The organism is Streptococcus sp. 'group B', from assembly GCF_002073795.1.
GTDB lineage: Bacteria > Bacillota > Bacilli > Lactobacillales > Streptococcaceae > Streptococcus > Streptococcus agalactiae.
Genome location: NZ_CP020432.1, coordinates 1,348,877 through 1,366,905 on the forward strand (window position 1 = coordinate 1,348,877; position 18,029 = coordinate 1,366,905).

20 protein-coding genes are annotated in these 18,029 nt (G+C 40.7%); 12 read left to right on the top strand and 8 right to left on the bottom strand.

From position 1 onward, the window contains the following. Window position 1 precedes the first annotated feature (1 nt). The 6 genes from metK to A6J68_RS07175 form a co-directional block, all read right to left on the bottom strand. The gene (gene metK, locus A6J68_RS07150; RefSeq protein ID WP_024051850.1) at window positions 2-1,039 is read right to left on the bottom strand and encodes a methionine adenosyltransferase; all 1,038 of its coding nucleotides are present in this window, start codon (window positions 1,037-1,039) and stop codon (window positions 2-4) included. A 47-nt stretch (window positions 1,040-1,086) separates the two neighbouring features. Next, complete coding sequence (locus A6J68_RS07155) at window positions 1,087-1,269, bottom strand: DUF6900 domain-containing protein (protein ID WP_017646674.1); 183 nt, start codon at window positions 1,267-1,269, stop codon at window positions 1,087-1,089. A 194-nt stretch (window positions 1,270-1,463) separates the two neighbouring features. Further along, complete coding sequence (locus A6J68_RS07160) at window positions 1,464-1,940, bottom strand: hypothetical protein (RefSeq protein WP_017646673.1); 477 nt, start codon at window positions 1,938-1,940, stop codon at window positions 1,464-1,466. Then, a complete protein-coding gene (locus A6J68_RS07165) occupies window positions 1,933-3,309 on the bottom strand; it encodes a DEAD/DEAH box helicase (RefSeq protein ID WP_017646672.1) in 1,377 nt (458 codons plus the stop codon). Before A6J68_RS07165 ends, A6J68_RS07160 begins: the two co-directional genes overlap by 8 nt. Continuing rightward, the gene (locus tag A6J68_RS07170; protein ID WP_024051851.1) at window positions 3,290-3,571 is read right to left on the bottom strand and encodes a VRR-NUC domain-containing protein; all 282 of its coding nucleotides are present in this window, start codon (window positions 3,569-3,571) and stop codon (window positions 3,290-3,292) included. Before A6J68_RS07170 ends, A6J68_RS07165 begins: the two co-directional genes overlap by 20 nt. Window positions 3,572-3,851: 280 nt before the next feature. Beyond that, complete coding sequence (locus A6J68_RS07175; RefSeq protein WP_017646670.1) at window positions 3,852-6,140, bottom strand: phage/plasmid primase, P4 family; 2,289 nt, start codon at window positions 6,138-6,140, stop codon at window positions 3,852-3,854. 358 nt (window positions 6,141-6,498) lie between these two features. Between A6J68_RS07175 and A6J68_RS07180 the strand changes: the two genes are divergently transcribed. The 5 genes from A6J68_RS07180 to A6J68_RS07195 are packed head-to-tail and all read left to right on the top strand — an operon-like array spanning window position 6,499 to window position 10,694. After that, window positions 6,499-6,822 (top strand): hypothetical protein, encoded by a 324-nt coding sequence (locus A6J68_RS07180; RefSeq protein ID WP_017646668.1) that lies wholly within the window; start codon window positions 6,499-6,501, stop codon window positions 6,820-6,822. After that, window positions 6,815-7,936, top strand: coding sequence for a DUF2800 domain-containing protein (locus A6J68_RS07185; protein WP_017646667.1), 1,122 nt, complete (start codon window positions 6,815-6,817; stop codon window positions 7,934-7,936). Before A6J68_RS07180 ends, A6J68_RS07185 begins: the two co-directional genes overlap by 8 nt. 4 nt (window positions 7,937-7,940) lie before the next feature. Then, complete coding sequence (locus A6J68_RS07190) at window positions 7,941-8,504, top strand: DUF2815 family protein (RefSeq protein WP_017646666.1); 564 nt, start codon at window positions 7,941-7,943, stop codon at window positions 8,502-8,504. A gap of 18 nt (window positions 8,505-8,522) precedes the next feature. Further along, entirely contained in the window at window positions 8,523-8,690 is a 168-nt protein-coding gene (locus A6J68_RS11425) for a hypothetical protein (protein WP_017646665.1), read from the top strand. Between the two features lie 48 nt (window positions 8,691-8,738). After that, window positions 8,739-10,694 carry a DNA polymerase gene (locus A6J68_RS07195; protein ID WP_017646664.1) on the top strand — a complete coding sequence of 652 codons (1,956 nt, stop codon included), beginning with the start codon at window positions 8,739-8,741 and terminating at the stop codon, window positions 10,692-10,694. A 61-nt stretch (window positions 10,695-10,755) separates the two neighbouring features. On the opposite strand, the gene A6J68_RS07200 is transcribed toward A6J68_RS07195, so the two are convergent. Together A6J68_RS07200 and A6J68_RS07205 are read right to left on the bottom strand one after the other, a co-directional pair. Further along, window positions 10,756-11,298: a hypothetical protein gene (locus A6J68_RS07200; RefSeq protein WP_017646663.1), complete on the bottom strand. Its 543-nt coding sequence runs from the start codon at window positions 11,296-11,298 to the stop codon at window positions 10,756-10,758. 161 nt (window positions 11,299-11,459) lie between these two features. After that, on the bottom strand, window positions 11,460-12,056 hold the full coding sequence (locus tag A6J68_RS07205; protein ID WP_017646662.1) for a hypothetical protein: 597 nt from the start codon (window positions 12,054-12,056) through the stop codon (window positions 11,460-11,462). Between the two features lie 432 nt (window positions 12,057-12,488). Between A6J68_RS07205 and A6J68_RS07210 the strand changes: the two genes are divergently transcribed. The 7 genes from A6J68_RS07210 (at window position 12,489) to tnpC (ending at window position 17,776) form a co-directional block, all read left to right on the top strand. Then, window positions 12,489-13,613, top strand: a complete 1,125-nt coding sequence (locus A6J68_RS07210) for an ABC-three component system protein (protein WP_003047226.1) — start codon at window positions 12,489-12,491, stop codon at window positions 13,611-13,613. After that, window positions 13,613-13,837 carry an ABC-three component system middle component 7 gene (locus tag A6J68_RS07215; protein WP_001176802.1) on the top strand — a complete coding sequence of 75 codons (225 nt, stop codon included), beginning with the start codon at window positions 13,613-13,615 and terminating at the stop codon, window positions 13,835-13,837. Before A6J68_RS07210 ends, A6J68_RS07215 begins: the two co-directional genes overlap by 1 nt. Then, window positions 13,828-15,486, top strand: a complete 1,659-nt coding sequence (locus tag A6J68_RS11515; protein ID WP_000904398.1) for a DUF2326 domain-containing protein — start codon at window positions 13,828-13,830, stop codon at window positions 15,484-15,486. The genes A6J68_RS07215 and A6J68_RS11515 overlap by 10 nt, the downstream gene beginning before the upstream one ends. Continuing rightward, window positions 15,476-15,685 carry a helix-turn-helix domain-containing protein gene (locus A6J68_RS07225; protein WP_000673009.1) on the top strand — a complete coding sequence of 70 codons (210 nt, stop codon included), beginning with the start codon at window positions 15,476-15,478 and terminating at the stop codon, window positions 15,683-15,685. Before A6J68_RS11515 ends, A6J68_RS07225 begins: the two co-directional genes overlap by 11 nt. Window positions 15,686-15,943: 258 nt before the next feature. After that, window positions 15,944-16,294, top strand: coding sequence for an IS66 family insertion sequence element accessory protein TnpB (tnpB, locus tag A6J68_RS07235; RefSeq protein ID WP_000154547.1), 351 nt, complete (start codon window positions 15,944-15,946; stop codon window positions 16,292-16,294). A gap of 53 nt (window positions 16,295-16,347) precedes the next feature. Next, window positions 16,348-16,533, top strand: a complete 186-nt coding sequence (locus A6J68_RS07240; protein WP_000391861.1) for a transposase — start codon at window positions 16,348-16,350, stop codon at window positions 16,531-16,533. Then, window positions 16,505-17,776 (top strand): IS66 family transposase, encoded by a 1,272-nt coding sequence (tnpC, locus tag A6J68_RS07245; protein ID WP_071659975.1) that lies wholly within the window; start codon window positions 16,505-16,507, stop codon window positions 17,774-17,776. The genes A6J68_RS07240 and tnpC overlap by 29 nt, the downstream gene beginning before the upstream one ends. Window positions 17,777-18,029 lie beyond the last annotated feature (253 nt).

Below are 18,029 nucleotides of genomic sequence, written 5' to 3' on the forward strand. Positions count from 1 at the left end.
CTTACTGCTCCCAAGGAAGATAAGGCTTGGTGAAATGCCCAAGGCAAGTGGTCTTGGTGTAGTCCACATCCAAGAGGTTCAGCTCCTTGATAATCCCTTGTGGGGTAAGATCATAGCGTTCACGAACCACTCCTACTAGTTGTTCAAGAAGATAATCACTTGTCCCAAAGGTGTTCACATAAACACCTACAGGCTCCGCAACCCCAATAGCATAAGCTAACTGGACTTCACAGCGTTTGGCATACCCTTCACGGACAAAGTCCTTTGCAATCTTCCGTGCCATGTAGGCGGCTGAACGGTCGACCTTAGAGGGATCCTTACCAGAAAAAGCTCCACCACCGTGGTGGGCAAAACCACCGTAGGTATCTGCCACAATCTTACGACCAGTCACACCAGCATCTGCGTAAGAGCCACCGAGAACAAAGCATCCTGTTGGGTTAACCAAAACCCTAAAGTCAAGGTTCTGACGGTAGCGTTGAGCAACCGACATCATGGTTTGAGTAACAATGCGTTTCACGGATGCAAGGTCAACCTCCTCATCATGTTGGATAGAGACAAGGAAGGTCTCTATACGTTTGTTTTCGTAGTCATAAGTGACTTGAGCCTTGGCATCTTTACCCAAGGCAGGATGACCAAGGTTCATCAGCTTCTCAAGCACCCGAGTCGCAAGTACATAAGGTAGCGGCAAGAACTCAGGTGTTTCATCGGTCGCATAACCAAACATAATGCCTTGATCACCAGCACCTCCCTTGTTCACACCTTGAGCAATGTCTGGACTTTGAACACCGAGAAGGTTCGTCACCATGATATCCTCCATGCCGTAAGGTTCAAGAACTTTTTTGACAATGCCTTCGAGGTTGAAAAAGTGCTTGGTTGAGACTTCTCCTGCCACAACTACTTGATTATCCTTAATCAGCGTCTCAACTGCCACACGACTATTCTTATCATGCTTGAGACATTCTGTCACAACAGCATCTGAGATTTGGTCACAGAGTTTGTCTGGGTGTCCGCTTGAAACTTGTTCACTGGTATAAATCATGTTTTCCTCCATGCAAAAAGCCCAACCCTTTTGGGCTAGGCTTTGGTTTATTTTACTGATTGTTGACCTGCTTCGTAGGCTCTCTCGAGTGCCCTTTTAATTCCCCAAACCGAAACATCGTAGAAATCAAGGTTGTCACTCATGCGAGTTTCTAAAGTTTCAACCAAAAGTTCTTCTTGAGCAATCGCTGTTAAAAGGGTGTTGAGTTTTTCTTGTTGGCATTTTGTCATTTTGACGACCTCCTCTTGTTTTTGTAGCGTTATATTACCGTACAAGCGAAGGTATATCCAGTCATTACTGGGAGATTTTTATCTTTTTTGACACTTACAATTCTACCACAATTTTTTACAAAGGGAGGTCAATGTTAGGTCACATTTAGTGCAAGGGGAGGTTACTGTTAGGTCAGGGGGAGTGCAAGGGAAGGTTATTTTTCTAAAGAATAACCCATCTTCAGATAAACTCCCCTAACATGATCCAATACCTTACGACGCCAATTTCTAACCGTACTACGGCTAATGTGAAACTCCCTCATCAAACTATCCCAATTACACTCCGGCTTTAACATTTCTTGTGCAAACTCAGCTAGGTCATCCTTAAGAAATCGAATAGCTATCTCAAAATTATCAAGGTCATTTGCCAGTCGTATATATCGTTGAGTCAAATCTGCTAAGAGCTCTTCATTTTCCTGAATCATCTTGTCACGAAAACTTAGGGCTATCACCTCTGAACGTAGATTTGTCGGAGTAGAGGTGACTTTAGGTTCATCCGACCGTTCGAAGACAAGTGACCCAATCACTTCATTCTCAGTCACAGGCTTAAAATTCTCCAAGCGATACTTCAACATTTCCAAGTCCCCCTTGAGTTCATTATAATGCGTTAGGATATATTCCGCTTTATCCATCCGTTCCTCCTACTTGTGCTTTCACAGCTTCAATCAGCCGTGATTGTTGGGCATCTTTGTTTTCCAGTGCTTTGAGGATTTCCTCGTCAATAGTGCCTTCCGTTACAATGTGCTGTATGACCACAGTCTCTGCTTGTTGCCCTTGTCGCCATAGACGGGCGTTAGTTTGTTGGTAGAGTTCCAAAGACCAAGTGAGACCGAACCAAACCAAATGATGGCCGCCCTTTTGTAAGTTAAGTCCATGACCAGCACTTGCAGGATGTAGAAGTCCAACTCTGATATTACCCTTATTCCACTCACGGATGTCCTGCTCAGTTTTAAGGACTGTGCCCTGAACCTTGAGCTTTGCCAAGCGTTCCTCAATACGCTGAAGGTCATGCTTGAACCAATAAGCAACAAGAACTGGCTCACCGTTTGCTGCTTCGATAATATCTTCCAGAGTATCGAGCTTCTGGTCATGTAGGCTCACTACTTGATGGTCGTCAGAGTAGACAGCACCATTGGCCATCTGCACCAGCTTGTTTGACAGACTAGCCGCATTGGCAGCTGTCACCTCACCATCTTCCAAATCCGAAAGCACATAGTCTTTCTTGAATCGCTTATAGTTGTCCGTTTCTTTGTCAGTGAGATGAACCACCTTCTTGGTCGAAATCAACTCAGGCATATCCAAATAATCCATGGCTTTCATGGAAATGGTAATGTCGTCAATCTTGTCATAGATTTGGCACTCCGCATAGTCCATTGGGATATACTCGTAGACAATATTGCCGTTCCTACGTCCCTCGTCAAAGTATCGACTGCGGTATTCTCCAATGAAACGTCCCAAACGCTCACCACTATCAATGACCTTAAACTCCGCAAACAAATCCATAAGCCCATTTGAACTAGGTGTTCCTGTCAATCCCACGACACGCTTCATGTAGGGGCGCATAGCCATGAAGGCCTTGAAACGTTTGGACTGCCATGACTTGAAAGACGAGAGCTCATCAATAACTACCATGTCCCACTTGAAGTAGGGACTACATTGTTGCACCAACCAAGGGAGAATTTCACGGTTGACGATGTAGATATCCGCATCTTGCTCCAGGGCAGCTCTTCTCTGTTTTGGTGTTCCAACAATCTTAGCATAACGGAGGTGTCTCAGCTCCTCCCACTGCTCTATTTCATCACTCCATACGGTGTTTGCAACACGAAGAGGTGCGATAACCAGTACCTTTGAGACTTCGTAGCGATCAAACATCAGCTCGTTGATAGCTGATAAGGTCGTAGCAGTTTTTCCCATCCCCATGTCTAAGATGACCGCCGCATAAGGGGTTCTTATGATGAAGTCCTTGGTGACTTCTTGATAGTCATGTAAACTCAATTTCATCTAGCACTTCTCCAATCTTCTCAACACTGTCCAGCACATGAACTTTGAAGCCTAATCGCTCAAATAGTCTGTGCCTTGTCACTTGTAGTAAACGTGGCTTTCCACCAGGAGCTTTCACCTCCACCATGCCAAACTTACCCTTGGGTAAAAACACCAACCTATCTGGTACACCGCCAAAAGAAGGTGACACCCACTTAGGACAAATTCCACCACGCTTTTTCACTTCACTTACTAACTTCTGTTCAACAACTTTTTCTCGCATAACAAATCCTTTCGTCAAATTGACGTGTGGAGGTATAGTACAGTCATTTCTAAAACTCCCCTTATAGGCTTTTTTATAGTAAGTTTTACTTAAAGGATAGTTTTAGAAAAGACCATAATAGACCTACACAAAATCAAATCATGTTAGTCGTGCTAGTCCTTTTGACTAATCTGTTCTAGTGAGTAGAACTCATAAATTCTTGTCATCAGGTCAATGACTAGCACATCTAAAATCCCTCTCCATCTCCCTTGTGGAAGTAGGACATGGAAAATGATGGTCACTAGTCTAGGAAATCATAGTCATCATCAACCAATTTCAAACCTAGAATAAGGTTTCCTTTATTGGTACGTTTGCGTCTAAATCCTGTCTGATCCAGGGCAGAGTAAAAATCTGTCGTGCTGCGCGTGTACTCCATATTTTTGGTACAGTAGGCACGGTACTGACTGTAGAGTTCTCCAGATTTTTCTGTAAACTGATCACCAACTTCGCAACAGTCACTAAGGAAGTGCCCTAACCAATCATTGGCTTCTCTGTAGGCTTTGACGGAATTTGAAACAGCAGATGGCACACTTGTCTTGAAGTTTGCCTTGATGGCTTTTTCTGCCCCTTCAATAATCCAAGACATAATGGCTGGTGCTGCATGGTCGTACAAATAATCCGCAAAGTTCTTGATATCAGAGCGACCAGTGATTTTGGCGTTAAAAGGAATAACCACCAAACGTCGCCAAGTCCCATCATCGTTCGCTCCCACTTTAGGCAGATGGTTGGTATAAAGAACCAGCGTATGTGATGGCACAAAGTGGAAGGGATCCTTGTACTTTTTCTCTGCTTGGATTTCATCTGTAGAGGTAATCTGCTTAACAACGGCTGTATTAAGTCGCATTCCTTCAGCCATCTCAGAAGCAATCACGAGACGCTTTCCTTTAAGCTCCGCAAGTTCAGGACTGACGTTTCGCTTGTTAGACATGGTTAAGGCATCCGCCGATAATTTCCCAGAATAGCTTCCTAGTACACGAGCAATGGTGTTCCAAAAGGTAGACTTACCGTTTGCACCGCCACCATAGGCAATAATCATGTGTTCCTGATAAACCTTACCAATCGCTGCCATCCCAATGATTTCTTGAACATAGTCAATCAACTCTTGGTCGTTACAGAAAAAGGTAGCCAAGGTTTCCCGCCACAAGTCCTGGCCTTTGTCACTAGGAGAGACAGCTGTCATTTTAGTAATGTAGTCTTCAGGATTATGTTCTTGCTGTCCTTTTGTTCCTTGTCGCAAATCATAGGTAGCCTCAGGAGTGTTGAGCAACATGTCATCACTATCCAACTCTGATAATTCAACCGTAAGCATAGGCTTTGCGGTATTATAGACAGCCATTAAATTCTTATAGTCACGGTGTTTCATGACAAATTTATGGAACTCTTTTGCCGCAAGATAGGCTTTAAGATATTTCAACTGTAGAGAGGTCTCAACCGCATTTTCTAGACGTTTACCTCCTGCCTTGATGGTCATTTCATCAATACCTGAAGATTGAAGCTGTTTCTCTGTTGTTTCTAAAAAGGTATTTGCTTCCGCAAGTTGGTCATCGGTAAAGTGTACAACTGCCCCTAGTGCCAGCTGCTTATTCTCACGCCAGTGTGTTCCATCGTAGAAAAGATAGTCTGTCGCATTGGTGTAGGCTAGTTTATCTGCATATTCTCTAGCAAGAACCCCAGCTTCACCAACATCTGAATAGTCATCAGGTTTTAGTGATTCCCTTTGAAACTCTTCTGGTGACTTATAATCTTTGGAGTTTTTGATGGTTTTGTTATAGAAGCGAACAGCACTGCCCCAAATAGTGTCAAGCTCTGCTTTCTCAAGAGGAGGAACACATTTGAGTGCCTGTTCATCAAAACCGTCTCGTGCTTCTTTCGTTACACCTAAACGCTTAAGAATTTTCGCCGCAAAAACTGACATAGTTGAGTTGCGACTACCTTCAGTGATTGGACCTGTTGTTGGCTGATAGAAGTCTGCATCAAAGTCCTCTTCATCATCTTGAGCAACCATGTCATCCAGTAAATCCTCATCAATGGTCAACCAAGAATCATGCCACAAGACTTGTGCGTTAGGATTTCCAAAGAAGAAACGAGCCGCATCTTTGGCATTAGTGTCAAAGATGCCATAGCGATTTACAAGTTCTTCTTTCAGTAAGGCATAGGTGTCCTTATCTGTGATTTCATTGATTTGGAAGTAGATATGGAATTTGGGTCTGGCAGCCTTATCCCCTTTTTGAACCAAATGGTTACGACTGGTCACTAAAGCAAAGTTGTAATCCGCAAAGATATCTTTAAGTAGCTCTTCCGTTACCCATTCATCAGAGTTGTCCGTATGGTCATTATCAATATCCATGACCAATACATCTGATTTGATGAAGTTGGCATTGGAACGAGTATTATTGGTAAACAAGCCAGCCACATGGTCAAAGAGTGCGACCTTTTGTAGAGTTGTTTTGTCTGAGATCATTACTTGATGAGGATAGACCGTTGTCGTTTGAATACCTGTCTGTCCTGAATGAGATAAGGTAAATTGCATAAATCATAGCCTCCATTTTGGAAAAATAATCTGTGAAGGTTTCACTTCCTACCTACTAGGGGAAGAATGAAGGCGTTTAGTCCAAAAAGTTTCAAAAAAATTTTTTCTTCTATAAATAACTATTGAGCGACCTTCCATCGATCAATTTTTTTATATTTTTTTAAATCTGTTTAGACTAAAACGCAAAAAAGTCCCCCTAGTAGGTGTAAGGGCGAGATAACCCAAACAAACCTAAAGGAGGACTTTCTATGGAAAACACCATAAACCGTCAAGAACAAGAAGACTTGACAGACACTCTCATCGCCATCAGCGTTATCGCTAGGCTCTTAGCTCGTAAGTTACAAAAGGAGGAATCGAAATGAGTCAACATAAACAACTACTTGAACTAATTACAGAGATGGAAGGCACAGCTAAATACTACCTACGCTTGGTAGATGAGTTCAAGAAACTTCTCTCTACTGAGGAAGAGACAGACACAATTTCTGAAGAGCCAAAACCTAAACCACAAAAGGAACTCAAGTTGGAAGATGTTCGTGCCGTCCTTGCGACCAAAGCCAAAGATGGCTACAAGAATGAGGTGCGTGCTCTCCTCAATAAATATGGAGCTGAATCATTATCTGCTTTAGCCACTGAGCACTACGCAGCTGTTCTTGAAGAAGCTGGAGGAATTGGCAATGACTAATCACGCAGTACTCTCTGCTTCTGCTTCTCATCGCTGGCTCAACTGCCCACCTTCTGTACGACTTACCGAAGATATGCCAGATGTGACCTCAGAGTTTGCCCTTGAAGGAACAGACGCTCACGAGCTATGCGCTTATCTTGTTGAGAAGGCATTGGGTAGGAAGGTGCGTGATCCAACTAAGGACTTATCCTTCTACAATGAAGAAATGCAAACCTGTGCCGAGGAATATCGCAACTACGTCATGGAGCAAGTTGAGAAAGCTAAAGGCTATTCTCGTGACCCAACAGTTCTGGTTGAGCAACGACTGGACTTCTCTAAATGGGTCCCTGAAGGCTTTGGAACAGGCGACTGTCTGATTGTGGCTGATGGACTGCTTCAAGTGATCGACTACAAACACGGACTTGGCGTTTTAGTTGATGCAGACCACAACCCACAGATGATGTGCTACGCTCTAGGTGCTCTTGAGATGTTTGATGACCTCTATGATTTTGATAAGGTCACCATGACCATCTTTCAACCGCGAAAAAACAACATCTCTACCTTTGAAATTGATAAGACTGAACTACTTGAGTGGGCAGAAACAGAACTCTCACCCAAAGCTGAACTGGCCTTTAAAGGAGAGGGAGAGATGACCTCTGGTAAACACTGCCAGTTCTGCAAGCTCAAGAATGTCTGTCGCAAACGTGCAGAGGATAACTTGGCACTCGCCAAGATGGAATTTGCAGACCCTGCTACTCTAGACTATGAGGATATTGCAGAGATTTTGCCTAAACTGGACTTGCTGGTTTCGTGGGCAAATGATGTCAAAGCCTATGCTTTGAAAGAAGCAACTGAAGGACACAATATTCCAGGCTACAAACTTGTAGAAGGACGTTCGGTTCGTAAGTTTTCAGACGAAGCTGCTGTCAGTCAAGCTGTGATGGAGGCTGGCTTTGACCCTTACGAAAAGAAACTCCTGACCATCACTGCCATGAGCAAACTCCTTGGCAAGAAAACCTTCAATGACCTACTTGGTGGTCTGATTGTCAAACCAAGTGGTAAACCAACACTCGTTCCTCTTGATGATAGTCGTCAAGAGATGAACCTAGCTAAAAATGAATTCAAAGAGGTATAAAAGAATGTCAACTAAAGTACAAACAACAAAAGTGATTACTGGTAAAAACACACGCTTCAGCTACTTGAATGCCAATGAACCAAAATCCATTAACGGAAGCACACCGAAGTACAGCGTCTCCCTCATCATTCCAAAAGATGATATTGAGACTGTCAACAAAATCAAAGCAGCCATTGAGCTTGCCTACAAGGAAGGTGAGGCAAAACTCAAAGGCAATGGGAAAACAGTACCAGCACTTTCTATCCTTAAAACACCACTCCGTGATGGTGACCTCGAGCGTCCTGATGATGACGCTTATCGCAATGCCTACTTCGTCAATGCCAATTCACCACACAAGCCAGGGGTCGTTGACGGGAATCGTCAAGAGATTATCGACACCTCAGAACTCTACTCCGGTATCTACGGACGTGCCTCTATCTCCTTCTATGCCTTTAACTCTAATGGCAACAAGGGTATCGCCTGCGGTTTGAATAACTTGCAAAAACTTCGTGACGGAGAACCACTCGGTGGACGTACTCGTGCAGAAGATGACTTTGCGACTGATGACGATGATGATTTCTTGAACTAATAGAGGAGGATATTACTTATGGACATTTACACAATTTTACTTTGCATAATTCTTGGTATTTACGTCTTTCTTGGACTCTATCTCAACTACATGACCATCCGTGACGATATTCGTCGTGAGAAAGAGCGAAAAGCTGAAAAGAAACGTCAAGACAACAACACAACTCCGCTACATCGTAGCCGTTAATACTTCTGGTGGCAGCACTCCTGCCACCTTTTTATGAAAGGACAAACTATGCCAATTAAAGAACTATCGATTGACTTAGAGACCTACTGCGAAGTGGATTTGAGAAAGTCTGGTGTCTATCGCTACGCTGAAGATGATTCCTTTGAAATTCTTCTTCTAGCTGTCTCAGTTGATAACGAACCAGTAACCGTTTATGACTTAACAAAGGAAGAACTTCCTGATGAAATCCTACAAGCATTGGTAGATGACACCATCATCAAGTGGGCATTTAATGCCAGCTTTGAACGCATCTGTCTGTCTAACTGGCTCAAGAAACATCACCCAGAATTACTATCCGAAGGTTTCCTATCTCCAAACTCATGGCGATGCAGTATGGTTTGGTCAGCATATCTTGGCCTACCACTCTCACTTGAAGGAGTCGGAACTGTCCTCAAGCTAAAAGAACAGAAACTTAAAGAAGGTGGAGACTTAATCCGCTACTTCTGTCTCCCCTGTAAACCGACCAAGGTCAATGGTGGACGAACACGAAACTTTCCCAGTCACTCACCTGATAAATGGTCTGCTTTTATCGATTACAACCAGCGTGATGTTGAGGTGGAATTGGCCATCAAAGAGAAACTCCGTAACTACCCTGTTCCAGTCTTTGTTTGGGAGGAATACCATCAAGACCAAATCATCAACGACCGTGGGATTGGTATTGATGTGGACTTTGTCAATGCAGCTATTGCCATTGACGGGGAAAGTAAGACTAAAATCCAAGAAGAATTGAGAAAACTAACTAGACTTGATAATCCCAACTCCGTTCTTCAGATGATTGGTTGGTTAAGAGAACACGGAGTGACCACTGATTCCCTCGATAAGAAATCTGTAAAAAAACTCCTCAAAACTGTCGATGAGAAAACTGCACAAGTTCTCAAACTTCGGCAGCAAGCAGCCAAATCCAGCGTCTCCAAATACCAAGCAATGATGAACTGTGTCTGTAAAGATGGACGTGCTAGAGGAATGTTCCAATTCTATGGAGCAAACCGTACTGGGCGCTGGGCTGGTCGTTTGGTTCAGTTGCAAAACCTTCCACAGAACCATCTTCCTGACCTTGAGGAAGCTAGAAAACTTTTCAAAACTGGTGACCTAGAAGCTACTGAGCTACTTTATAACACGCAGTATACTTTATCTCAACTTATCCGAACTGCATTTGTCCCAAGCGATAGAAAAAAATTCATCGTCTGTGATTTCTCTGCCATCGAGGCGCGTGTTCTGTCTCATCTTGCAGGAGAGACATGGCGAAGCAGGGTCTTTGAAAAAGGAAAAGACATCTACTGCATGTCTGCGTCACAGATGTTCGGAGTACCCGTTGAGAAACATGGGCAAAACGCTGACCTGCGTCAAAAAGGGAAGATTGCGGAGTTGGCTTGTGGATATGGCGGAGCAGTTGGTGCTCTTAAAGCAATGGGCGCCATTGATATGGGACTTGAGGAACAAGAACTCCAACCACTAGTGGATTCTTGGCGACAAGCCAATCCCAGCATCGTCCTTTTTTGGTGGGATGTGGATAGGGCTGTGAAAACTGCCGTCAAAGAACAAATCCAAACCGAAACTCACGGCATTCAGTTCGAAGTCAGAAATGGGATGTTATTTATCACTCTCCCTTCTGGTCGAAAACTTGCCTACGTCAAACCCAAGATGGGTGAGAACCAATTTGGTGGAGAGTCTGTTACCTATGAAGGTACAGGAACTGCTAAACATTGGGAGCGACTTGAAAGCTATGGACCAAAGTTTGTCGAGAACATTGTCCAGGCCATTAGCCGTGATATTCTTGCCTACTCGATGAGACAACTTAGTGAGTTCAAGATTGTCGGTCATGTCCATGATGAAGTCATCATTGAGTGTGATCAAGACCAAGACCTTGAAGAAATTTCAACCTTGATGGGGATTGCACCAGACTGGATGTCTGACATTAACCTCCGAGCTGATGGTTATGAATGTTCCTTTTATCAGAAGGACTAGACACACAAAAAAACGGTTCACTACTAATTCAGGTAGTGAACCATTTTATATGTGATAAAAACTATTTCCTTAATTGATTGATGAAATCTTCCTTGGAAATTGCTATACCCAATTCATCATGAAAGTTGCGTAGAGTGCTAAATCGGTATGGGTTCAATGTCCTAAAAGTGACAGTTTCTCCCTTTTCAATCTTTGAACAAATCTCAATATACTTATTTACGTAATTCTTAACTCGTGAGAAAATACGATTTGAATTTCTTAGATAAAAAATCTTCTCATTTGGATTTTTAAAGTGATATATTCTTGAATTGTCAATATATTTTTCCTCGATAATCGTCAACTTACTGAAATCTAAAGCCTTCAGACAAATTCTTCCATCGTGACGTCTATAGGTTGTGTAAGGGAATAAATGACTTGCATTCCTAAGATGCTCAGGAAGACCGGAGCGAAGCGGAATTGCAATCAGTTGATTATTGATATCAAGAACCATAACACCATGTCCACGCGCATTATCTTCTTGAAACTCATCCAAATATTGGTAAGTATCGAAATAGTCTTGAGTTATTAGATGAAAATACAGACTATTCTTATTGATTTTTGACATAAACTAAACCTCTATCATACGAAAAAAGGGTCTTTCTTTTTAGAGTCGCGACCCTTACGACTACATCAACTTTAGAGTATTTTCTTTTTAGAGTCGGTATTACTCTCCGACTACTTCTACTTAAATTATACCAAAAACATCGCTAGTGTCAAATATAAACACTATTTCGGATTGAATTTCTTCAATAAAGCCGCAACCAAAGCACGAGCCTTTGGCAAGCGATAGAAACCTGTAGAACGTTTAACCCCAATCCTAGCAAATACATCTTCAATACTCTCATCAAACTCTTTAGCGAGTAAGCCCAAAGTGATATCATACAAATCCTTGTCTGCTTGCCTTACTTTCTCAAGTAAATCTTGCAGCATTTCTGCAAACATAAATTCTTCCAATTCTTCAGTAGAACTGTAAAGAGTAGATTCATCCATATCAATCCAGGCTTCATATGAGATAATCTCTTCAATATTCTTTGACTTACGTGTACGGAACTCATTCAAAAAGTTTTCAACGGCATCTTTATAGATACGTTCCGTTTTAGCATATTCTTCAGGAAAGACTGGGATAAAAGCAACCAGTACATAAACATTCAGCTGTTTAGCTGGCCTCCAAGACCGAAGGGTCTCTCTTTTGAGACGCATATCCTCAATAACTTGTTGGTTCTCAACCAACATAGGAGCTAGCATCTGCCCCTCTAAAAGTCCGACTTCTAGGGAGCATTCTTGTTTTTGACATTCGTTATAAATATTGTCCTTGTTTGTCATGTTTTCCACTTTCTGTCTTAAGCAGAGAAACGTGACAAGACAAAGAACTATTAAAAAGATTTTCTGACCACATCAGCAATTCCTCTGCTAATTCATGGTCAACTGACTTTACAAGTTGAACTGCACACCTAATTTGTACCCTTAAAGTCACGGTAAATCAGTTTCACTCATTTACAAAGTATCATCATTAGGCAACAACCATCTCAAATTACCTATTAGCGCTATTCGATAATCGAGATTTTTTACATTCGCAAAACTTTTTATGCGTTCGCAAATATATTTTTGAACATCGCAATCCTGTCATGATATAATAAACTTAATCATTAACGATTACTTTGTTCGACTCTATTGTATTAAATGAGATTTTGAATTCGGGGACAGATTAGTACAATACGGTACAGCTTGGTACAAAAATGAAAAGGAGATAATCACTTGGATTTTCCCACTTATTTTAGAATACTGAAAAAATATCTTGGAGATGGCGCGACTATCCCAGAGTTTTTTCGAGAACTCATTGAAATGATTACTGATGATGACGCCGAAGATATCATTAGTGCTTCTGGTATTACATCTGACAAAGCAGATAGTACGCTTATCTCTTATACAAAGCCCAAAAGAGGCTTCACCAAGAAGATGGCAAATCAATTGCTCTACCGGGTCAATTCAGCTAATATGACGGAGTCTATTGAAAGTAGGCCAGATGAAACTATTCAGTTACTAGCTAATGAATTTAATACTTATTATCCTGATATTACTGCTGAAAATGCCTCGCAAAGAATTCCAGAAATTTTCGTTGACTTCATTAGAGAGAAAGCTGGGATGGGAATATCAACCACAGCTCAAAAAGCTACATTTATTAACCAGTCGAATCAACTCAAAAAACAATATGGACAATTCTTACTGACGGAAGCAAATAACTGTTGTGCATTCCCAGGCTGTGATAGACCACTCATTTTAACAAGAGGTGGTTTAGCATCGGAAAACTATGAGGTTTCAACCATTGAAAAAGATAAGGACGCTGAACCACTGAATCTGATAGCCCTCTGCCCAGATTGTTTTTTAACCTATCAAGCAGAAAGTCGCAAAAAAATTGTAACAGCTCTAAAAAATGTTAAAAAGATTCTAGTCTCTGCACATAACAGCCAACAATCGATTTCTGATATGAAGTTAGATAGTGGAATTGTCTCAGTTTTGACTAGTCTCAATAAACTAAAATTTGATGAATATGATATCTCCTATGACCCGAAGCAATTGACTGATAAGATATCACCTGAGAACAATCGTACGCTTTATCAATTGGTTAAGAACCAAGTTATTGATAACTACTTAACCATTCAAAAAATCATTATAAATTTAGATAAACAAGGAAGAATCGATTACGAGGATATCCAATATCAAATGCGATCGATGTACAAAAAGTTAAAGGCTGCCAAGCATGGTAATCTTGAGATTTTCAATACTATTTCGGAAAAACTCCATAAAGCTACACTACAGGACATCTACTTCTGCCAGATGATTGTCTCTTACTTTATCCAAAAATGCGAGGTACTTGAATAATGCAATTACCAAATAAACTTTATTCCTATCAAAAAAGCACCCTAGCCTATTTACCTAGAGTGCTACATGAAATTAAAATGGGGAACTCAAATGTGAAAGATATCTTTCATACTATCTCAGAAGAGTTGGAGGATCCGACAGATTTCTTATCCATCATGGATTGCTTATATACATTAAACGCCATTGAAATGACCAATGAAGGAGAGGTAACATTATGCTTATAGAAATGTGGTCGCCAGTCTTTAAAAAGGATGGACAAACTCGGGAACCGATTCAATTTCACCCTGGATTAAACGTTATCATGGGTATGGACTTAGCTAATAATTCTATCGGCAAATCCTCTTCTTTATTAGCAATTGACTTCATATTCGGAGGTAATAGCTATCTAAAATCAATTGCGGTTAAGAAATTAGGTGATCATCCTATCTACTTCTGCTTTCAATTTGAGAAAAAGTTTTATTTTTCAAGAGATACAGCCAATCCTGATATCATTATAGTGTGTGACAAGAACTACTCTCCAACTGGTGAAATAATGGACCTTGGAACGTTTCTTAACAAACTTAAGAAACGATATCATTTGGAATCCTCCGATTTATCATTCCGATTAGCTATGAGTGGTTTCTTTAGAATTGCAGGGAAAAATAATCAAAATACCGATTTCCCGTTACAAGTTTATGCAAGCCAAAAATCTTCCGAATCCATTACAACCCTTATCCAACTATTTAATTTGTATGATAACATTGCACGATACAAAGAAAGACTTAAGGATAAGAGTGACCAGTTAACAACGTTTCGCAATGCTCGAAAATATGAATTTATCTCCAACTTAGTTGGTGGTAAAAAGCAATTCGAGCTCAACGTCTCAGAAATTAAAAGATTGGAATATGGCTTATCACACCTTCAAGATACTTATCAAGACAACATTTGTTCGGATGACATTGAGAAACATCAGCAAAAACTCCAGCTTAGAAATACTAAGTTGGAGCTAGAAAGTATTCTCCGTGATAAACAAAGACGTCTTAAGCTATTAGATATCAGTATCGAATTTGGTTTATATCCTACTGAATCTGACTTAACAGAGCTTCAGCAATACTTCCCTGATACTAATCTCAAGAAATTATATGAAGTTGAGACCTACCACAAAAAATTGGCAACTATTTTAGATTCCGAATTCTCAACCGAACGTGAATCCCTAGTAGGTGAGATTGACGAATTAGAGAGTCAATTAGTAACTCTAAACCAAGAACTTCAAGAACTAGGAAGCATCCCAAATCTTTCAACTGAGTTCTTAGAAAACTACTCTAAACTAACAGCAACGATCAATGCACTCAAAGAGCAAAACGAAGCCTATCTGAAAGAGTCTGCTTTATCAAAAGAAAAGTCAGAAGCAGACTCTGACTTGAAGCGTAGCACCGAAGATATACTAATAGAGTTAGAAGGAAAAATCAATGCTAAAATGCGAGAGTTCAATAATATTCTGTATCCAGATATTCGCAAAGCCCCTCAAATCAATCTCAAAGCTCATAACAGCTACTCCTTCTACACCCCAGATGATGATGGTACAGGAACTAAGTTCAAAGGGATGATTTTATTTGACCTAACCATGCTCTATCTCACTAACCTGCCAGCACTGGCACACGACTCATTACTCTTGAGTAATATTAGCTACCAAGCAACCGAAGCTCTGTTGAAGCTATATGACCAATCAAAATCACTAAATAAGCAGGTGTTTTTAGCTTTCGATAAAGCAAGCTCATACTCTCCAGAAGCTAATCAACTCTTATTAGAAAATACTGTATTGCGACTCTCTAGTAACGGAAATGAACTCTACGGTATTTCATGGAATAAAGGAGAAAACTCAGATGAAGTTTAGCTACAATAAATTATGGAAACTTCTCATTGATAAAGATTGGACAAAAACAAAGCTTAGACAAGAAGCTGGGATTAGTTCTTCCACGATCGCAAAATTAGGAAAAGGGGAAAATATCACTACTGATATTTTATTGAAAATTTGTATTACACTTGATTGTAAGATTGAAGATATAGTAGAAATTATAGATAATGATGATTAATTGTAAGCGCCCAATAACAAGGTACCTATCCTCTCTTCCAGTAATTCTGCTATACTGTAGAAAATAAGAATACTGGGGGATATCTGAATGACCAAACAACCTATTGTTCCTTTGGAACAACTACCCATTTCTCGAAAATTTGAGAAAAAGCGAAGAATGCTCTTATCTTTCGTTGTAAAGTGAGAGAGCTTGATCTCTCTTTTTACTCCCCTATCTCATCTGAACAAGCTATCGCTATCTTGGATAAGGTATTGTCCTATGACCATTAACTTAAGTGATTTAGGCCAGGTCTATCTGGTTTGTGGAAAAACAGATATGAGACAGGGCATTGATTCGCTCGCTTATCTTGTTAAAAGTCAATTTGACCTAGATCCCTTCTCAGGTCAGGTATTCCTCTTTTGTGGGGGGCGGAAGGATCGCTTTAAAGCTCTTTATTGGGATGGTCAAGGATTCTGGCTCCTCTACAAGCGTTTTGAAAAAGGAAAACTCACTTGGCCAAACAATGAGTATGACGTTAAGGCTCTGACTTCTGAACAATTAAACTGGCTAATGAAAGGATTTTTCATCACTCCTAACATAAACTGTACAAAAAGTCGTGATTTCTATTGAAATCATGGCTTTTCTTTAGGTATAATATAGAAAACATTAGGAGGAGATCATTTATGGAAGAATTACTTAAAATCATTAAACAGCAGTCTAATGAGATTGCTCTCCTTCGTGAACAAGTCGTTTATCTGACACAAAAAATTTATGGCAAATCATCTGAGAAAACGATTCAAATTAATGGGCAACTCAGTCTTTTTGAAGAAGAACAATTAACTGAAGAAAAAGCGGACTTACCCAGGTGAACTTGAAACCATTACCTATCAGCGTAAGAAGGCTAAAGGAAAACGTCAAACCATTCTGAACCAATTTAAAGCCGAAGAAAGACATTATCACCTAACAGAATGTGCTTGTCCAGATTGTCATGGGGCTCTCAAAGAAATTGGTGCAACCGTTCAGCGTCAAGAACTGGTCTTTATTCCAGCACAGCTGAAGAGAGTTGACCATATCCAGCATGCCTACAAATGTCTGGCTTGTAGTGAGAAGACTCTCAGTGATAAAATTATCAAAGCTCCCGTACCTAAAGCACCACTAGCACATAGTCTAGGGTCTGCTTCAATCATTGCTCATACGATTCATCAGAAGTTTCATCTTAAAGTACCGAATTATCGTCAGGAAGAAGATTGGACTAAACTTGGTTTGCCTATAACACGCAAAGAAATCGCTAACTGGCATATTAAGGCAAGTCAGTATTATTTTGAACCACTTTATGAGCTTTTACACCAGAAATTACTAGAACAGCCCGTCCTTCATGCGGATGAAACCAGCTATCGCGTTTTAGAAAGCGATAGCCAGCTAACTTACTATTGGACCTTCTTATCTGGTAAGGATGAGAAAGAAGTAATCACTCTTTATCATCACGATAAGCGTCGTAGTGGGCTAGTTGCCCAAGAATTTCTAGGTGATTACGCTGGTTATGTTCATTGCGATATGCATGGGGCTTATCGTCAATTGGAGACTGCCAAGGCAGATAAGAGTTCTCTGGTGTTCAAAGGGCTGTGCTATTGTGATAAGATGTTTGCCTTAGAGGAGTCATGGGCTGATTTATCTTTACAAGATCGCCTGATGAAACGCCAAGATGAGTTAGAACCTTTGATGGCAGAGTTCTTTGACTGGTGTCGCAGGCAGGCTGTTCTTCCAGGCTCTAAGTTGGGACGTGCCATTGACTATAGCCTTAAGTATGAAGAAACGTTTAGAACTGTACTTAAAGATGGTAGTCTCGTCTTATCCAATAATATGGCGGAACGTGCGATCAAGTCTTTGGTTATGAGACGTAAAAATTGGCTCTTTTCACAAAGCTTTGAGGGTGCTAAATCAAGTGCTATCATTATGTCTCTATTGGCAACAGCTAAACGACATCACTTGGATAGCGAAAAATATATAGGTTACCTACTAGAGAATCTTCCGAATGAGGAGATATTCGCCAAAAAGGAAGTTCTAGAGGCTTATTTGCCATGGGCAGAGAAGGTACAACAAAATTGTAGATAACAAAATCTTCCAGAGTCAGTGAACTTTGGAAGATTTTAATATACCTTGTTATTGGGCGCTTACGTTATGACTGCTAAACAAATTCAAGAACTCCAAAAACGAAATGCTCTTACAAAATCAAAAGTCTATCTAGATTATACATCTAGATAGACTTTCCAAGCATGATGCTTGAACATATTGAATACTCTATTTAGGTTGGAGAGAGATAATTAAACATAGATCATTCACACCGTAAAACGGAGAAAAGTTTAAT

Coding starts and splice junctions, on each gene's coding strand:
- A6J68_RS07240 (WP_000391861.1), top strand. CDS start 16,348: ATGGAAGAATTACTTAAAATCATTAAACAGCAGTCTAATGAGATTGCT.
- tnpB (WP_000154547.1), top strand. CDS start 15,944: ATGACCATTAACTTAAGTGATTTAGGCCAGGTCTATCTGGTTTGTGGA.
- A6J68_RS07170 (WP_024051851.1), bottom strand. CDS start 3,571: ATGCGAGAAAAAGTTGTTGAACAGAAGTTAGTAAGTGAAGTGAAAAAG.
- A6J68_RS07160 (WP_017646673.1), bottom strand. CDS start 1,940: ATGGATAAAGCGGAATATATCCTAACGCATTATAATGAACTCAAGGGG.
- A6J68_RS07180 (WP_017646668.1), top strand. CDS start 6,499: ATGAGTCAACATAAACAACTACTTGAACTAATTACAGAGATGGAAGGC.
- A6J68_RS07225 (WP_000673009.1), top strand. CDS start 15,476: ATGAAGTTTAGCTACAATAAATTATGGAAACTTCTCATTGATAAAGAT.
- A6J68_RS07185 (WP_017646667.1), top strand. CDS start 6,815: ATGACTAATCACGCAGTACTCTCTGCTTCTGCTTCTCATCGCTGGCTC.
- A6J68_RS07165 (WP_017646672.1), bottom strand. CDS start 3,309: ATGAAATTGAGTTTACATGACTATCAAGAAGTCACCAAGGACTTCATC.
- A6J68_RS07205 (WP_017646662.1), bottom strand. CDS start 12,056: ATGACAAACAAGGACAATATTTATAACGAATGTCAAAAACAAGAATGC.
- A6J68_RS07200 (WP_017646663.1), bottom strand. CDS start 11,298: ATGTCAAAAATCAATAAGAATAGTCTGTATTTTCATCTAATAACTCAA.
- A6J68_RS07190 (WP_017646666.1), top strand. CDS start 7,941: ATGTCAACTAAAGTACAAACAACAAAAGTGATTACTGGTAAAAACACA.
- A6J68_RS07155 (WP_017646674.1), bottom strand. CDS start 1,269: ATGACAAAATGCCAACAAGAAAAACTCAACACCCTTTTAACAGCGATT.
- A6J68_RS11425 (WP_017646665.1), top strand. CDS start 8,523: ATGGACATTTACACAATTTTACTTTGCATAATTCTTGGTATTTACGTC.
- A6J68_RS07175 (WP_017646670.1), bottom strand. CDS start 6,140: ATGCAATTTACCTTATCTCATTCAGGACAGACAGGTATTCAAACGACA.
- A6J68_RS07195 (WP_017646664.1), top strand. CDS start 8,739: ATGCCAATTAAAGAACTATCGATTGACTTAGAGACCTACTGCGAAGTG.
- A6J68_RS11515 (WP_000904398.1), top strand. CDS start 13,828: ATGCTTATAGAAATGTGGTCGCCAGTCTTTAAAAAGGATGGACAAACT.
- metK (WP_024051850.1), bottom strand. CDS start 1,039: ATGATTTATACCAGTGAACAAGTTTCAAGCGGACACCCAGACAAACTC.
- A6J68_RS07215 (WP_001176802.1), top strand. CDS start 13,613: ATGCAATTACCAAATAAACTTTATTCCTATCAAAAAAGCACCCTAGCC.